Origin of the sequence: Halodesulfovibrio sp. (assembly GCF_025210605.1) — a bacterium.
Taxonomy (GTDB): Bacteria; Desulfobacterota; Desulfovibrionia; order Desulfovibrionales; family Desulfovibrionaceae; genus Halodesulfovibrio.
In genome coordinates, this window is sequence record NZ_JAOARI010000013.1 from 90,723 (window position 1) to 105,470 (window position 14,748).

Here is a 14,748-nt window from a genome sequence, read left to right on the forward strand (position 1 = left end):
AGATGTGGTATAATGGATTTACGTATTTTAGCAGAATTAAAAGAATATCTTGCAATAAAACAGCATACACCAGGCAGACTGAAAGTTAAGGTTGATTTGGCAATTCGTAATCATCCAAAGCTTCCTGAGTTACAGAATGCTGCCAAGGGCAACACTTCTGCTATCAAGAAGACCAATCTGAATGTTTTTACGCAGACATTGACTGTAGATTACGACAGCAACGTGTTGCCATACGAAGGGTTGCAGGAACTGCTTACCAGTAGCGACCCTGAAAGAGTTGCACAGCTGGCAACAGAGCTTTCGGAACAAGTGACTGCGTAGTCGCTGTAGCTTCAATATGCTCTAGTAAAAAGATACAATTGCTGAACCCCGCAGATAGTACTATCTGCGGGGTTTTTTTGTTATTATAAATAGTAATAATATGTTGGTATTGTTAGTAAAAAAAGGCTGGATGTGGCTTTGCGGAAAGTTGTAGCAGCTTCTAGACGGAGAAACGCTTTAGAAACTGTGCCAATATATTGCAATTAATTTTGTTTTCCGTATGACTAAGAATACAGAGCATCCGTAATCTCATTCTTGTTTCATAATAGATGACAAATGTAGGGCTTTCTGGGTGAGGAGAGAACGTGTCGTTACCCTCAGGTAGAACGCATCGGAAAGAATGGACTGGGCTTATTCAGTGTTGTTTTTATGGTCTTATCAGGAGAATTTCATGCCCGATGTTTCAGGAAAGAATAGACAGGCATTGTCGCTGGATGATGAAGAGCAGTGTACTGGACGTTTGGAGCGTTTCGTAAAAAAAGAATCTTGCCAAACTGAAGAGTTGCATTGTGCTGTAGCTACTTGCTCTTCGCAGTCTATTCTTTTGGCTAAGCTGAATGCGATACTGAAAGAGCAGGCTGAGCAGAGCAAAAGACAGCAGCAAGCGTTGGCTGAAAGTGAAGAGCGATTTAAAAATATTTTTCTGAATAAACATGGAATTCGGTTTTTATGGGATGCGGAAACATGCTGCATTGAAGAGGCAAATATTGGTGCTGCCAAATTTTATGGATATGCGCTTGATACAATGATCGGGCAATCTGTGCAGCAGGTTACAGGCATGTCGAACTCTGCTGTTCAGGACAGAGTTGAAGAGGTCAAGCGATCAGGGCAAGCGTCATTTACTTCCTTGCACAGACAGGCTGATGGTGAAATGCGCTATGTGGAAGTGCACTTTGTCGGTGCGAAAGATAAAAATCGTAGGCTGATATATTCATTTACTATCGATATAAGTGAGCGGATTGAGGCTGAACGTAAGGTGCACGAGCATAAAAACAATCTCAAAGCACTTATGAACTCAACTAGTGACTGCGCGTTGCTGATCGACACTTCTGGGCAGGTTATTACAATGAATCAGGCAGCGCATAAAGAATTCAATGCTCCTGATTCGGATCTCTCGGATGTTAATATCTTCATGACGTTGGATGAACGGATTGCAAGCGCATGGCGTGGTGCATTTGATGGTGTGCTGGCAATGGGTACGGCGGAGCATATTGAAACAGACGGTGGCACTTGTTGGAGCGTATCCTTTTATCCTGTATTTACAGAAAGTTTAGATATTAGAGCCGTGGCGATTTACGCAAAGGACGTCACTGTAGAAAAACGCACGGCAGAGCAAATGAAACAACTTTCGAAGAGAGTACTGTCTGCGCAGGAGAGTGAGCGAAAACGTATCGGGCGTGAATTGCACGATAGTACTGCACAGACGATATCCGGTATAAAATATATGCTGGAAAGCGAAGTTGCGCGTATGGAACGCGGGGGCGAGGCAGACTCGACACGGTTGTCCAAGATGATTGAACTATTGCAGGGCGCTAGCGCTGAATTGCGACACATCATAATGGCATTGCGTCCTACCATACTTGATGACTTAGGATTGATATCCGCGTTGCGCTGGCTGTTGAATGAGGCAGCGCTTATGCATTCGGATATTTCATTTAGCAGCACATTTGACCTGTCAGAACAGGTGTTTTCTGAATTGCAGAAAACGGTGTTGTTCCGAGTGGCACAAGAGGCATTGTCGAACGCAATACGACATAGTCAGGGCGACAATGTATCATTACATATTAAGCAGGAAGCTGAAAGTTGCGTGCTGTATGTGCAGGATAACGGTAAAGGGTTCGTTGTGGATGCCTGTACAAAATCTGGTGTCGGATTGGGCAGTATGCGCGAAAGAGTGGAGCTAGCAAATGGTATTCTTGATATTCTTTCTGTAGAGGGAGAAGGCACGCTAGTTCGAGCAGCAGTTCCCGTCTGTGTAACTGATGTTGTAGAATAAGTATTATTTTAGAATGTTGGAAATAGATCGAGAAAGGCGCACATATTGAAATAGTTACTGTTTTTTCTACATGGGATTGTGTGGTTGTGTTGTCGTATTTACGCACTCTTGCGGGTAACCATCGCATACGAGTACACTGGAAAGCAGTCGATATTTGTGCATTATCTGATTAGACATTATTTTTAGTCTCAATTATCATTACAGCTAATTAGGGCGTGCCTCTAACGTGTAACGTTGTGCAGCAGTCTTTTTTTCCTCCACACTGGGTATTAGCAAAATATTTTTTTCAACGTAGCCTTGCTATGTTTCGAACGTATTTGTCTTTTCAGTCTTGGAAGAAACGAAGGTGGTTAGTTCATCTGCACATACAAATTAGCAACACGCCCAAGAACTATTTTGCATTTACTAACTTCGCAGGAGGAGCGGGTGGCAGATTCTACACCTGTTTGCCAGATAACTTGTGTTCATGAAGAGGCTGTAGCCAAGGTGCAACAGGCTATGCTTCCTGATGAACATTTGAGCAGCCTTTCAGAGATGTTCAAAATTTTGGGTGATAGAACACGTATGCGTATTTTGCATGCGTTGTCTCATCATGAATTATGTGTATGTGACCTTGTGACAATTATTGGCATGAGCCAGCCTGCTGTTTCGCACCAGTTGCGTTTGTTGCGAACAGCAAAATTGGTACGCTATCGTAAAGTTGGAAAAAACGTGTACTACTCTCTTGCGGACGATCATGTGATTGTGCTGCTTGCAACGGCTTTGGAACATGTTCTGGAAGAGTAAAAATCGTCGAAATACACCATAATAAATGGGGATTCAGGCATGCTTGCATGGTTTTGAATCCCTTTTTTTATGGTTAATGGTACGAATACACGTGAGCATTATTTTCGGAAATTCTTTATATATTTCAAGTGACGTTGGTAAGGTGCTTTTTTCTTAGAGGAGCATTTTGGGTTTACAGATGATTATGAGCTTGCTATCAAGTGTGAGATTGGTCTGACCAATCTTGCACAGTGTATGTCCACTCATGCTATAGTGTGCTGCATATGTAAGGAGTCGATATGTCACCAACGAAAAAGATCGTGAAGGCGCAAAATCCAAACCAGCGAAGAGTGCATGAAAGTATTGTAAAGCAATTGCATGACCTCATAACCCGTGGGGAATTTCCTCCGGGCAAGCGCCTTCCCTCAGAGCGTAAGCTGGCAGAAATTTTTGCAGTATCTCGTCACGGCGTGCGTGAGGCATTACGCAAGCTGGAAGAACAGGGACTAGTGTTTTCCCGACAAGGTGACGGGACGTATGTACGCAAAATAGAAGAAGTACAAGGCAGAAAGCCCGTTGCGGCGGCACTTGATAGAAATAAGTGCCGGTATGTTGAGGTACTTGAGCTACGCAAGGTCATAGAACCGCAGATAGCAGCACTTGCTGCACGGTACATAACGGAAGAAGAACTGGCTGAGTTGCGACGTGTCCTTGATGAGCAGATTGATGAGATTGCTCAGGGGCGAAACGGTGCCGAAGCTGACTGTGAATTTCATAAACTTATTGCTGCCGGAACTAGAAACAGCGTGATGCTGGAAATGGTGACACGTATTCACGACATTGTGGCGCAAAGCCTCGAATTTACTTTAGAGAACAGCCACCGAAGGCACTGGGCAGTTGAAACACATGAGCGCATATTGCGTGCCCTTGAAAATAAAGATCCTGAAACCGCACGTAAAGAAATGTATGAACATATAGCCTATGTAGAATCGCTTGCACTTTCTGAATTGGAAGAGGAAGAGTAAATCTATACATGCGGCTGCAAATAGTGTTCGGAGTTGTTTGGTTGAACTATCTTTCAGTGGAATACATATGCAGAGCGGGCAGCAGTGTACGTTACTGCACGATGCGTTGACGCTGGAAGGTATGGTGTGACTGGTATCAATCTGGAAATGGAGAGTGAGTATGATTTCTGTAATGCTGTTGTATCTGGCTGTCGGTGCGTTTGCAGGTGTATTAGCCGGTCTGCTGGGTATCGGTGGGGGACTGGTAATTGTTCCACTGCTCGTCTTTAGTTTTACGCTGCAAGGAATTCCTCAAGAAGTGCTTATGCACCTTGCGTTGGGTACGTCTCTTGCCTCTATTATATTCACATCAATTGCCAGCTTTAGAGCGCACAGTAAGCGCGGCGCTGTCCGCTGGGATGTATTCAGATTGATTACACCGGGGATTATTATTGGTAGCTTTTTCGGTGCAGAAATCGCCTCCCGTATGTCTTCTGGAGTACTAAAGGGCATTTTTGTGTGTTTCCTTTACTACGTCGGGACACAAATGCTGCTGGGAATTAAGCCGAAAGCAAGCCGTGAATTACCGGGTAAGGCAGGCATTACTGGTGTCGGCGGTGTGATCGGCACGGTATCTAGTATTGTAGGTATCGGCGGCGGCACTATTTCTGTACCGTTTCTTTCATTTTGTAATGTGCCGATGCATGTTGCTATCGGTACAGCTTCTGCAATTGGGTTCCCTATAGCTGTAGCATCCACCATCGGGTATATTTTTACTGGTTTTTCTGACCCTGTGACTCCTGCGTATTCGCTGGGGTATGTATACCTTCCAGCACTTATCGGAATTATCAGTGCAAGCTGGTTTACTGCGCCGCTTGGAGCTAAGCTTGCTCACTCATTGCCAGTGGCAAAACTGTCGAAAATTTTTGCGGTGTTGCTCTTTGTGGTTGGAACAAAAATGTTGTTCAGCTTGTTTTAATTGATAGAAGTAGATTGAATATATAAAGGCACTCTATCCATGTTAGATAGAGTGCCTTTTTTTGTTTGCAATGCTAAGGGAATGTGCAAGTTGGCGGTTGTTATTTTTACGCAGCCACAATACAGATTGTTGTAAAATTAGTTCTTGAAAAACACATAAGTATTGACTGCGGCTATGGTGTTAGATTGTGCCGTACAATTGACGACTCGAAGAATTTGCAAAAAAAATTCAGCCTGTTGATATGTGCAGGCTGTGAATACGTTGAGGGGAGTTATGAAATCATTTTTTCGTCTTTGCATGACAGGGCTGGCGTGCCTGTGCTTACTGTTTGCTGCCGGATGTGGTTCTGAAGAAAAACAGCAGGCTGTAAACGACTTGAGCTGGGATGAGCATGTAGAGCGTGCAAAAGGGACAACAGTTCGATTTTATATGTACGGCGGCATGAACAACGTAAACGACTGGGTTGATACTGTGGTAGCACCAGCAGTGAAAAAAAACTATGGCGTGACGCTTGAACGTGTACCCATGAGTGCTCCAGTCTTTATGAATAAAATGCTGGCAGAGAAAAGTGCTGGCAAAAAAACTGGCAGCATCGATTTATTATGGATTAACGGAGAGAATTTCAAAAACGCACGAAAAGCAGATTTGCTTGCTGGTCCTGTTACGCATTTGCTGCCTAATTTTGCAAAGTACGTGAATCAAGATGAAGCCGCGACAGACTTTGGATACCCTGTGGAAGGCTATGAAGCGCCATATGGTCGTGCACAATTTGTTTTTGAATATGACAGTGCCCGAACACCGAATCCGCCGACATCGTTTGTTGAACTTAAAGAATGGGTGAAGCAACATCCCGGGCGATTTACCTATCCATCTCCACCGGATTTTACGGGGTCTGCATTTATCCGTCAGGCTTTTTATGCTGTGACAGGCGGTCATGAACAGTACCTTGGTGGCTTTGATAAGGCACTGTTTGATGCCAATGCACCTAAGCTTTGGGCGTATCTTAACGAAATTTCTCCATACCTGTGGCAGAAAGGGCAAGCATATCCTAAAGACCCTGCTTTTCAGGCAACACTTTTTTCCCGTGGTGAGATTGATTTGATGATGGCATACCACCCGACCCATGCACAAAATCGAATTTTAGACGGAACATATCCCGAAAGTGTCCGAACTTTTGTCATGAAAGAAGGTTCAATTTACAATACGCACTTCACCGCTATTCCAAACAATGCTTCCAATGCCTCCGGTGCATTGGTTGTGATGAACTACTTATTGTCACCGGAAGCTCAGCTTTCTAAGTTTTCGCCAAAAGTCTGGGGAGATTTCCCTGTGCTGGATATGCAGAAGTTATCACCGGAACAGGCTGCACAGTTTGCAGACGTAGAACTAGGAGTAGCAACATTGAAGCCTGCTGAATTGGGGGCTGTGGCGGTTCCCGAGATTCCTTCAGAGTGGCTGGAAGCCCTTGAAAAAGGGTGGGAGAAGCATGTTCTTAAAAAGTAGTACTGCGATTCCGGTTGTAATTGATACTGACAATGCGTTTGGAATGCCTGTGCGCGATCTTGATGATGGTATCGCGTTAATCATAAGTCTTGTATCTGAACAAATTGATGTGAAGGCGGTAGTTGCCTCTGCATGTAATTGCAGAGCGCATGAGGCGGCATGCAATACCTTGCATTTGTTAACGCAATTTGGTTGTACGAATATCCCCGTTGGGCTAGGCGCTGAAATACCTCTGTCTGGCGATAGGGAGCCGCATCATCAATATTTAGATACAAAGGCAACAGGCAAAGATATTGCCTACTGGCGCAGTGCACCAGAAATTCCCGCACAAGATGTTGCCCAGTTGCGTTTTGGCGCTGACGTTTTGATTGATACTGTGCGGGCTAATCCGCATGAAATTGTTGTGGTTGCACTTGGAAGCTTTACTAACATTGCGCTGGCATTGCAAAAAGCTCCAGATATTGCCCCTCTTATTAAAGAGATCGTCCACATGGGCGGTTCTTTTGAGCCTCAGGAAGGGGAGCTTGCTTTTGAATGGGATACAGGGGACATCCCTCAAGAAATATGGGAAACCACACTTAGATTTAATACGTGGTACGACAAGCAGGCAACCGCAATTGTTCTGCAATCATCTGTCCCCGTTCGTTTCATAACTGCAAATGTGACCAGCCATTTTTATTTGCGGCAAGCGCATATGCAAGAATTGCATGCCGCTGCTCGCGGTGCGCTTGGTGAATATGTGATGCGAACAATACAGCCATGGGTCGAATGGAGCATTGCGGAGCGAAAACTTGTTGGTGCGCATATGCATGACCCGTTGACGATCATCTCGTTGCTGGAAGAGTCAGTGTGTACCTACCGTTGTATTGACGCGGATGTGTGCGGATTTATAGCAGGATACGAACTTTTTCCACAGAAAGAGGAAAGTCTGTGGAAAACACCTGCGAATAAGGTTGTTCCCAAAGTGAAGGTCGCCGTTAACGTGCAGACTGCAAGGGCGGAACAGCTATTGTGCAATTTGCTACTCAGGGCTGTTGTATTAGAATCTAAGCCATAAATAAATAATAGGATTTTAAAGACGTTGCTTGCTACTGTTAGCATGCTTAGCGTAATGATCTTATTTATAGTTGAACCATTTTTTGAGCTTAAAAACTTCTGTGTATCATTAAAATACTTGGATTTGTTCCTAACTTTCTTGCAGTTGTGGAAAAAAATATACTTGTTGCAAAACTACCTCCGGTCTAGTGTGCATTTCAAGCAAGAGAAAGAAATGCTTTCAGGGTAAAAAGTCCTGTAAAATTAAATAACTAGAACACACTTTCTAGGGATGATGTAACAAAATCCTGATAGCTGAGTTTTTCTGTAAGGCAGGAAAATGAAGCACAAAAAAGAAAGTGAAATAGATACGCTGGAGGGGCACCGTGCTCAAATATACAATGGATACTATGATTGTAAAACTTGGGAAAGAGTTCTCTGAATTTTCTGGAACATTACGTTCTGTAAAGAAAAATGATTGTGGCGATTTTGTCGTCTCTCCTGAGATAATGCGCAACATTGTGGGGCATGTTGAGAACCTGTTTGGAACAATGCGTGAAACACAAGAGTCTGTGCAATTAGCTCTGGAAAGCGAGTTGCTGCAAGCGGAGAGGAAATGGATTGATTTGCTTGATAACGTAGATATGACTACAGAGCATTAAGCTATTATCATATCAAGCTGTTAGGCGATTTAGTTGTGACATGTGTCCCCTTGGTGCAAAGGCATCAAGGGGACGTGTGTTTTGTAAGCAAAACAGTGTTGTTTGCGCAAAAGAAAAGCGGGAGATAAAAATCTCCCGCTTTACATGCTCAAACTGTAAGATCTGCTGACTATACGCAGCCGGTAGGCTTAGGAAGACCAGCCATCTTACATGCTCCCTTACCTGGGCCGGAAGGGAAGAGTTCGTATACCTGCTTCAGTTTGAAGCCGGTGTTTTTAGAAAGGATACGCACCATAGGAGCGATACCGTTCTTTTTGTAGTAATCCTGAAGGAAGTCGAGGATTTTCTGGTGATCTTCAGAGATCTCAGTGATACCTTCAGATTCTTTAACGTAATCTACCCACTCAGGGCACCATTCTTCGAACTTAAGCAGGAAGCCGTCTTCATCAACTTCGAAAGTTTTACCTTCATAAGTAATTTCAGCCATTTTGTCCTCCTTGGACATGGTCTATAAGCGTTTTTTTAGCTCAGACATATGCCGGGTTGCAGCAACAGCTGACAACCTGATGTGAAGCAGTGATCCACTGCTTGTCTCCATCCAGATTTGCTCAATAAAGCAAACACTGACTTGTTAAAGCCGTGATAGTCACTTTGTCAATGGGCAAGCCCAGAAAATTCGATTTTTCTTGTTGTATTACGAAACAGAAAAAAGAAAAAACAAGTGCTAACAACCGCGCTAAGATGCCATAGTGTGTCAAAAAACACAAGCGTCCAGATGCGAGCTTATTGTCACAAATAATAGAGGGTTACGGTGGGTAGAATAAATTAAGAGTACCTTTTTAGTACGGATTGTAGAGCTGTAAAGGAGTGAATTGTCTGCCAAGGTATACAGAAGCAGTTTTGTGACGGTGAAAAAGTAACCAGAATGGAATTAGGAAAGAGCGCATAAGGCACAAGAGCATTGCAATACGCCATAAAAAAGCGGCTCATGCAGAGCCGCTTTTGGCATACCCAAGTTGAAGGTTCTATTGAGGGTGCACGTTGTCGCGTGCCCAAAATATAACATCAAATTGTTTTTTCAGGACATCAATAATCTGGTTTTCCTTGGTTCGTTCCATAGGCATAATACGGATGTTGACCTCACGTGTACCTTTCCCTTCCTCTTCTTCCATAGAGGAGAGAATAGAAACGATACGCGCTTTGTGTTCGCGCATTACGTTCAAAATAGGACGCAGGGTTCCAGCTTCGTTTGGCAGCCGTATACCGAATTGCACACCGCCTTGGCGTACACCGGTAATGCTGATGAGAACATTGAAAATGTCGCTTACGGTGATAATACCCACAAGCTTGCCGTCGTCATCAACCACAGGAAGCCCGCCAAAGTCTTTTTCAATCATCATCATAGCAGCGTTTTCAACCGTGTTGGTCGGGCTTGTAACAAGCGGGTCAACTGTCATGATATCTTTAACTTTGATTTCTGAGAGCAGGTAGTACAGCTCATGAACATCAAGTGTTGTTGCTTTGGAAGGAGAGGCTTCTTTAATATCCCTGTCAGAGACAATCCCTACTACACGACCTCTGTGATCCACTACGGGAATACGGCTAATGTCGTGTGCTTTTAAAGCCTTGGAGGCCTTCATCATTGATGTATCGGGCGAGACAGTAATTACATCTTTTGCCATCCAGTCGCGAATCAGCATGATTTTTCCTCCTGAAATACACTCATACGCTTGAACTTTTATAGTATACTTGTTTTATATATAAGCATTTATTTTATGGGTGAACAAGCGAAAATTGGCATATTACCATGGCTGTACTTTGTACTATTGTTAGCTTAGTAGTTATTAGATGAAATTTGTCTTAAATACCGGTTATTACCTTGGGTAATAGCGTTATTGATTTTTGTGATGAAAGGATACTGAGATGAAGACACTGTATTTGGATTGTCGATATGGACTTGGCGGCGATATGTTTTTGGCTGCCATGTATGAACTGGGTGTCAGCTTATCTCAGTTACAGCGCATTTTTATTGAGGCTGGCGTGTATGTTTCAATTGCGCCGGTAAGTACGCTGCGGCAATCAATTGTGGGAGCGAGTCTTTCCATAGAATGGCCGGAAGGGCAGCCAATGCGCCATTTGCCGGAAGTTATCACGATAATCAAAAAGCTGGCAGTGTCAGAAGAAGTGCAAGCCCGCTCCATACGTGCGTTTCAACGCCTTGCAGAGGTTGAAGCAACCGTACATGGGAAAGCAGTGCAGGATATTCATTTTCATGAAGTCGGTGCGATAGACACGCTTGTCGATGTTGTTGGAGCCTTTTGGGCAGTCGAACAGCTGGGCATTGCCGAAATTTATGCATCAAAGCTCCCGTGGTTTTCTGGAACGGTAGAATGTGAGCATGGTGTCTTGCCGCTCCCTGCTCCTGCTGTGCTGGAACTGCTCCAAAAAAAGCCTGTGTTTGCTACAGACGAAGAACAGGAACTTATCACTCCAACAGGTGCGTTATTAATCGACCAGCTTGTGACTAATTTTACGTCAGGTGCTGAAGGTATGTTAGTGAAAACCGGCACGGGCTATGGTCAACGTGAGTCTGGTGGCGGTTTGCGGGTAAGTTTATTTGAATCAGAATTTTCAACAGAACAACCAGCAGAAACAGCTGAATCTGATGCAACTATTGATGAGATTTATGTACTTGAGAGCCACATTGACCACTTAACTGGTGAAGAACTGGGACGCTGCTTTGATATTTTCATGGACTCCGGTGCGTTGGATGTCTTTTTTACTGCTGGAATAATGAAGAAAAACCGACCTGCCGGAAGCCTTAAGGTGTTGTGCAAGCCGGAAGATTTAGCAAAGATGGAGCAGCTATTCTTTGCGCATACGCACACTCTTGGTATTCGCAGGCAAAAAACAGAGCGGGTGCTATTGCCACGAAAAGAAGAGCGCACAGGTACTCCTTTTGGTGAAATGGACGGAAAAAGTTATACAATCGACGGACTGACTATTTCTAAACCGGAGTATGAAGAGCTGGTAAAGTTTTCTAAAAAAACGGGGCGTAGTTTACCGGAATTGAGGTACATGTTGTTTGGAGACGCGCAAAAGAACAACAAAAGTTAGATAACACAATATATAAAGGCAGCCCTGAATAAGCAGGACTGCCTTTTTTAAACATATTGCAAACAGCAAGCGCAATATTTCGTGCTTCTGCTTGAATGTTGTTAGTCTTCAATCTCTACAGGCACAAAAGAGAAGGTGGTAACATCAAATAGACCGCCATCCGTAAGTTTGAGCGCCGGAATTACAGGCAGACTCATAAAGCTGAGTGTCATGAATGGCTGTAATTTGGGATTGATGTTGAATTCTTTTGCCAGAGTCAGCAGCTCTTCCATTTGGGTTGCTACTTCCTGCGCTGGCTGGTCGGACATCAGTCCTGCGATTGGCAGTGAAAGATGACCAAGGACTTTTCCTTCACGAACCAGAGTGATGCCGCCGCCAATCTCTTTTAGATCATTAATGGCAACAAGCATGTCTTCGTCGTTATCACCTGCTACCACGATGTTATGTGAGTCGTGAGCTATTGTTGTTGCAATTGCACCGTTCTCAATGTGGTAGTTTTCAAAAATACCTAGACCGACATTGCCAGTAGCATTGTGACGCTCTACAACTGCTATTTTAGCAAGTCCTTTGTTCTGCTGTGCGTTAAAGCAGCCTTCCTCGTCTAAAATAACTTTTTTTGTGACTGATTCTGTCAGTACCGTATCTGGGATGACGTGAATAGTCCGTACGTTGTTGCTGGAAAGCTTGAGCTTCAGGTCGTCAAGTTTGATGTCGGAAATATTAACGGTATCGCGCACGGTGTCGCGGACAAGCTCTTGCGGCTCAACAAGTAGCGTGCCGTTTTCTGCAATTTGTTTACCGCTTGTAAATACATGACTTACTTCAAACTGAGTAAGATCACGTACGATCATTATGTCTGCATCATACCCCGGAGCAATTGCACCTTTGCCTTTTAAACCATAGCATTCCGCTGCGTTCAGTGTGCCGATGGTGATAGCTTGAAGTGCGTCAATGCCTTCTTCAACAGCAATCTTGAGGTTCTTATTGATGTGACCATTTGCGATAATATCTGCTGGCTCACGGTCATCTGTGCAGAAAACACAGCGGCGGTAGTTAGCATCTGTCAGCCCTTTTGCAAGGGTTCGTAAATCTTTGGTTGCAGAGCCTTCGCGGATAAGGACATACATGCCAAGGCGAATGCGTTCTTCCATTTCTTGGACACTTGAGCATTCGTGGTCGGTTTTAATGCCTGCTGCGGCGTATGCAATGAGATCCTGACCGGTTAAGCCGGGGGAGTGACCATCAGAAAGCAAGCCGTGGGAAGTCGCCATGTCAATTTTATCCAGCACAGATGGGTCGCTGTTTATGACACCCGGAAAGTTCATGACTTCTGCAAGTCCGTGAACCCCTTCGTGATCGATGAGTTCGGATAACTCTTTTGCACCGAGGGTAGCGCCGGAGTTTTCAAATGGTGTTGCCGGTACGCAGGATGGAAGCATTATACGTACATTCAACGGCAAATCTTTCGATGCATCCAGCATATAGCGGATACCTTCGAGACCGCATACATTTGCGATTTCATGCGGGTCGGCGATAATAGTTGTTGTGCCGTACGGGAGGACGCATTTTGCAAACTGCGCCGGAGAAACTACAGAAGATTCAATGTGTACATGACCGTCGATGAGTCCCGGCATAAGGTAGCCGTTTTTAGCATCAATAATTTTTTCTGCTTTATATTCTCCAAACCCTACAATTTTTCCATCGCCGATAGCGACAGAACTTTCAAAAATGGTCTGAGAAAAAACGTCAACAACCTTACAGTTGGTAATAAGTGTGTCTACGGGAATTCGTCCGGCAGCCATATCAATGCGACGGGCGAGGGCTTCACGTTCTGTCATGTTTTGTCCTTATTATATATGATGTGCAACAGTAGTCTGTTGGATTACGTGCAGAGCAAATATCATGTAACACTTCCAGATGAAAGGAGAAGGCGTGTATTTTTTGAACCTGCATCTAACGTATTGATGATATTGTATTGTACCGTTGCATCATTATGAAAACGTTATTTTTTGCTGCGCAGTGCAGCTCCGGTTTTGTAGTAATTTTGGAGCTCATCTGGAGGAACCATGCTTCCGCCTGTGCCCCATACAATGTGGGTGGCAGAGTGCATGCTGTCCTGCAACTTATGCTGATGTATGTATTCTTCGCAATTTTGGATGCGTGCAATGCCTGGCATTCCGGCAAGAGCAGATGGTTCCAGTAGAATATCTTCTGTGTCGGAAAGTAGGGCGAGCAGTGTGAACATAGTATCATCACTGACGGTGAAAGCACCATTTATGAGATGCTGCATTGTGTTGCTGACAAATCCTGAAGGGCGCCCGACTGCAAGCCCGTCCGCAGCTGTGCGGTTGTCGATATCAAAATCTTGTACACAAACATTGTCATGCAGCTTTGTGTAAAGACCCAATAGCATGGCAGGGGAGCGGGTTGGTTCTGCAAAGAAACAGTGGACGTTGTTACCAAACGTAAGTTTAAGTCCGAATGCCACTCCGCCGGGGCCACCCCCAACACCACACGGTAGGTACACAAACAGCGGATGCTTTGCATCGACCACGATATTTTGTTCATCTAGCTGTTCTTTAAGTCGCTTTGCTGCTACAGCGTAGCCGAGAAACAGGGTGACGGATCTTTCATCATCAACAAAATAACAATGCGGGTCGCTGTCAGCCTGTAGCCTGCCCTCGGCAACCGCAACAGAGTAGTCAGAATCATGCTCTACAACCACTACGCCTTTTGAGCGCAGCATGTCTTTTTTCCATTGCCGTGCGTCAGATGACATATGTACGATAACGGAAAATCCTAGCCTAGCCCCCATTATTCCTATGGATAAGCCAAGGTTGCCAGTGGAACCGACGGCTATAGAATAGTCACTAAAAAATGTCCTGAATTCTTCTGAATCAAGTTTAGCGTAATCGTCATATTCTGAGAGCATTCCTGCTGCGAGCGCTAATTTTTCTGCGTAGTTCAACACCTCGTAAATTCCACCTCTGGCTTTAATAGAACCGGAAATGGGAAGGTGGCTGTCACATTTTAACAGGAGATCTCCAGAAAGGGACTTTGCAGCGTACTCAGCCAACGCTGCCTGCATATGCGGAATACGGCGCAGCGGCGATTCTATGAGTCCCTGCGTTGCTTCTGTCTCAGGAAAGACTTTAGCAATATAGGGGCGGAACCGTTCGAGCCGTGCTTCTGCATCTGCAACATCAGCTGCGGAAAGTGCAATGTCCTTAGTTGCTTCATCGAAAGAGAGAATGTCTGGATTGAGCCAAATTGACTCTGTAAGTGCTTTCAGGTTTTGAATGAAAGCGTCCTCGTTCCAGTTTTGAATGCTCTTATTCGAATCAGCGGACATGGAGACCTCCTGTC

Annotated in this window: 13 protein-coding genes; 9 read left to right on the forward strand and 4 right to left on the reverse strand. The window is 44.5% G+C overall.

From position 1 onward, the window contains the following. Positions 1–12 precede the first annotated feature (12 nt). The 8 genes from N4A56_RS04460 to N4A56_RS04495 all read left to right on the forward strand — a co-directional run bounded on the left by N4A56_RS04460 (position 13) and on the right by N4A56_RS04495 (position 8,265). A complete protein-coding gene (locus tag N4A56_RS04460; RefSeq protein WP_293670426.1) occupies positions 13–321 on the forward strand; it encodes a hypothetical protein in 309 nt (102 codons plus the stop codon). 391 nt (positions 322–712) lie between these two features. Beyond that, positions 713–2,317 (forward strand): PAS domain S-box protein, encoded by a 1,605-nt coding sequence (locus N4A56_RS04465; protein ID WP_295545323.1) that lies wholly within the window; start codon positions 713–715, stop codon positions 2,315–2,317. Between the two features lie 426 nt (positions 2,318–2,743). Continuing rightward, positions 2,744–3,103, forward strand: a complete 360-nt coding sequence (locus tag N4A56_RS04470) for a metalloregulator ArsR/SmtB family transcription factor (RefSeq protein ID WP_295545325.1) — start codon at positions 2,744–2,746, stop codon at positions 3,101–3,103. A 278-nt stretch (positions 3,104–3,381) separates the two neighbouring features. Then, positions 3,382–4,107, forward strand: a complete 726-nt coding sequence (locus N4A56_RS04475) for a FadR/GntR family transcriptional regulator (RefSeq protein WP_295545326.1) — start codon at positions 3,382–3,384, stop codon at positions 4,105–4,107. Positions 4,108–4,267: 160 nt separating this feature from the next. Further along, the gene (locus tag N4A56_RS04480) at positions 4,268–5,065 is read left to right on the forward strand and encodes a sulfite exporter TauE/SafE family protein (RefSeq protein WP_295545328.1); all 798 of its coding nucleotides are present in this window, start codon (positions 4,268–4,270) and stop codon (positions 5,063–5,065) included. A 273-nt stretch (positions 5,066–5,338) separates the two neighbouring features. Next, the gene (locus N4A56_RS04485) at positions 5,339–6,568 is read left to right on the forward strand and encodes an ABC transporter substrate-binding protein (RefSeq protein WP_295545330.1); all 1,230 of its coding nucleotides are present in this window, start codon (positions 5,339–5,341) and stop codon (positions 6,566–6,568) included. Continuing rightward, complete coding sequence (locus N4A56_RS04490; protein WP_295545333.1) at positions 6,552–7,625, forward strand: nucleoside hydrolase; 1,074 nt, start codon at positions 6,552–6,554, stop codon at positions 7,623–7,625. The genes N4A56_RS04485 and N4A56_RS04490 overlap by 17 nt, the downstream gene beginning before the upstream one ends. A gap of 364 nt (positions 7,626–7,989) precedes the next feature. Continuing rightward, positions 7,990–8,265 (forward strand): hypothetical protein, encoded by a 276-nt coding sequence (locus tag N4A56_RS04495; RefSeq protein ID WP_293670437.1) that lies wholly within the window; start codon positions 7,990–7,992, stop codon positions 8,263–8,265. A 169-nt stretch (positions 8,266–8,434) separates the two neighbouring features. Here N4A56_RS04495 and N4A56_RS04500 read toward each other — a convergent pair whose 3' ends face one another. Together N4A56_RS04500 and N4A56_RS04505 are read right to left on the reverse strand one after the other, a co-directional pair. Next, positions 8,435–8,752 carry a TusE/DsrC/DsvC family sulfur relay protein gene (locus N4A56_RS04500; protein WP_290921078.1) on the reverse strand — a complete coding sequence of 106 codons (318 nt, stop codon included), beginning with the start codon at positions 8,750–8,752 and terminating at the stop codon, positions 8,435–8,437. A gap of 538 nt (positions 8,753–9,290) precedes the next feature. Then, positions 9,291–9,965 (reverse strand): CBS and ACT domain-containing protein, encoded by a 675-nt coding sequence (locus N4A56_RS04505; protein WP_293670439.1) that lies wholly within the window; start codon positions 9,963–9,965, stop codon positions 9,291–9,293. A 223-nt stretch (positions 9,966–10,188) separates the two neighbouring features. Between N4A56_RS04505 and larC the strand changes: the two genes are divergently transcribed. After that, a complete protein-coding gene (gene larC, locus N4A56_RS04510; protein ID WP_293670440.1) occupies positions 10,189–11,382 on the forward strand; it encodes a nickel pincer cofactor biosynthesis protein LarC in 1,194 nt (397 codons plus the stop codon). A gap of 101 nt (positions 11,383–11,483) precedes the next feature. On the opposite strand, the gene ade is transcribed toward larC, so the two are convergent. After that, positions 11,484–13,220, reverse strand: a complete 1,737-nt coding sequence (gene ade / locus N4A56_RS04515; RefSeq protein ID WP_293670442.1) for an adenine deaminase — start codon at positions 13,218–13,220, stop codon at positions 11,484–11,486. A 164-nt stretch (positions 13,221–13,384) separates the two neighbouring features. Further along, a complete protein-coding gene (locus tag N4A56_RS04520) occupies positions 13,385–14,734 on the reverse strand; it encodes a D-serine ammonia-lyase (protein ID WP_295545338.1) in 1,350 nt (449 codons plus the stop codon). Positions 14,735–14,748 lie beyond the last annotated feature (14 nt).

What these genes read in the sequence shown, in the direction of transcription:
- N4A56_RS04460 (WP_293670426.1), top strand. Translation starts at nt 13, where the DNA reads ATGGATTTACGTATTTTAGCAGAATTAAAAGAATATCTTGCAATAAAA.
- N4A56_RS04465 (WP_295545323.1), top strand. Translation starts at nt 713, where the DNA reads ATGCCCGATGTTTCAGGAAAGAATAGACAGGCATTGTCGCTGGATGAT.
- N4A56_RS04505 (WP_293670439.1), bottom strand. Translation starts at nt 9,965, where the DNA reads ATGCTGATTCGCGACTGGATGGCAAAAGATGTAATTACTGTCTCGCCC.
- N4A56_RS04520 (WP_295545338.1), bottom strand. Translation starts at nt 14,734, where the DNA reads ATGTCCGCTGATTCGAATAAGAGCATTCAAAACTGGAACGAGGACGCT.
- N4A56_RS04475 (WP_295545326.1), top strand. Translation starts at nt 3,382, where the DNA reads ATGTCACCAACGAAAAAGATCGTGAAGGCGCAAAATCCAAACCAGCGA.
- larC (WP_293670440.1), top strand. Translation starts at nt 10,189, where the DNA reads ATGAAGACACTGTATTTGGATTGTCGATATGGACTTGGCGGCGATATG.
- N4A56_RS04485 (WP_295545330.1), top strand. Translation starts at nt 5,339, where the DNA reads ATGAAATCATTTTTTCGTCTTTGCATGACAGGGCTGGCGTGCCTGTGC.
- ade (WP_293670442.1), bottom strand. Translation starts at nt 13,220, where the DNA reads ATGACAGAACGTGAAGCCCTCGCCCGTCGCATTGATATGGCTGCCGGA.
- N4A56_RS04500 (WP_290921078.1), bottom strand. Translation starts at nt 8,752, where the DNA reads ATGGCTGAAATTACTTATGAAGGTAAAACTTTCGAAGTTGATGAAGAC.
- N4A56_RS04480 (WP_295545328.1), top strand. Translation starts at nt 4,268, where the DNA reads ATGATTTCTGTAATGCTGTTGTATCTGGCTGTCGGTGCGTTTGCAGGT.
- N4A56_RS04490 (WP_295545333.1), top strand. Translation starts at nt 6,552, where the DNA reads ATGTTCTTAAAAAGTAGTACTGCGATTCCGGTTGTAATTGATACTGAC.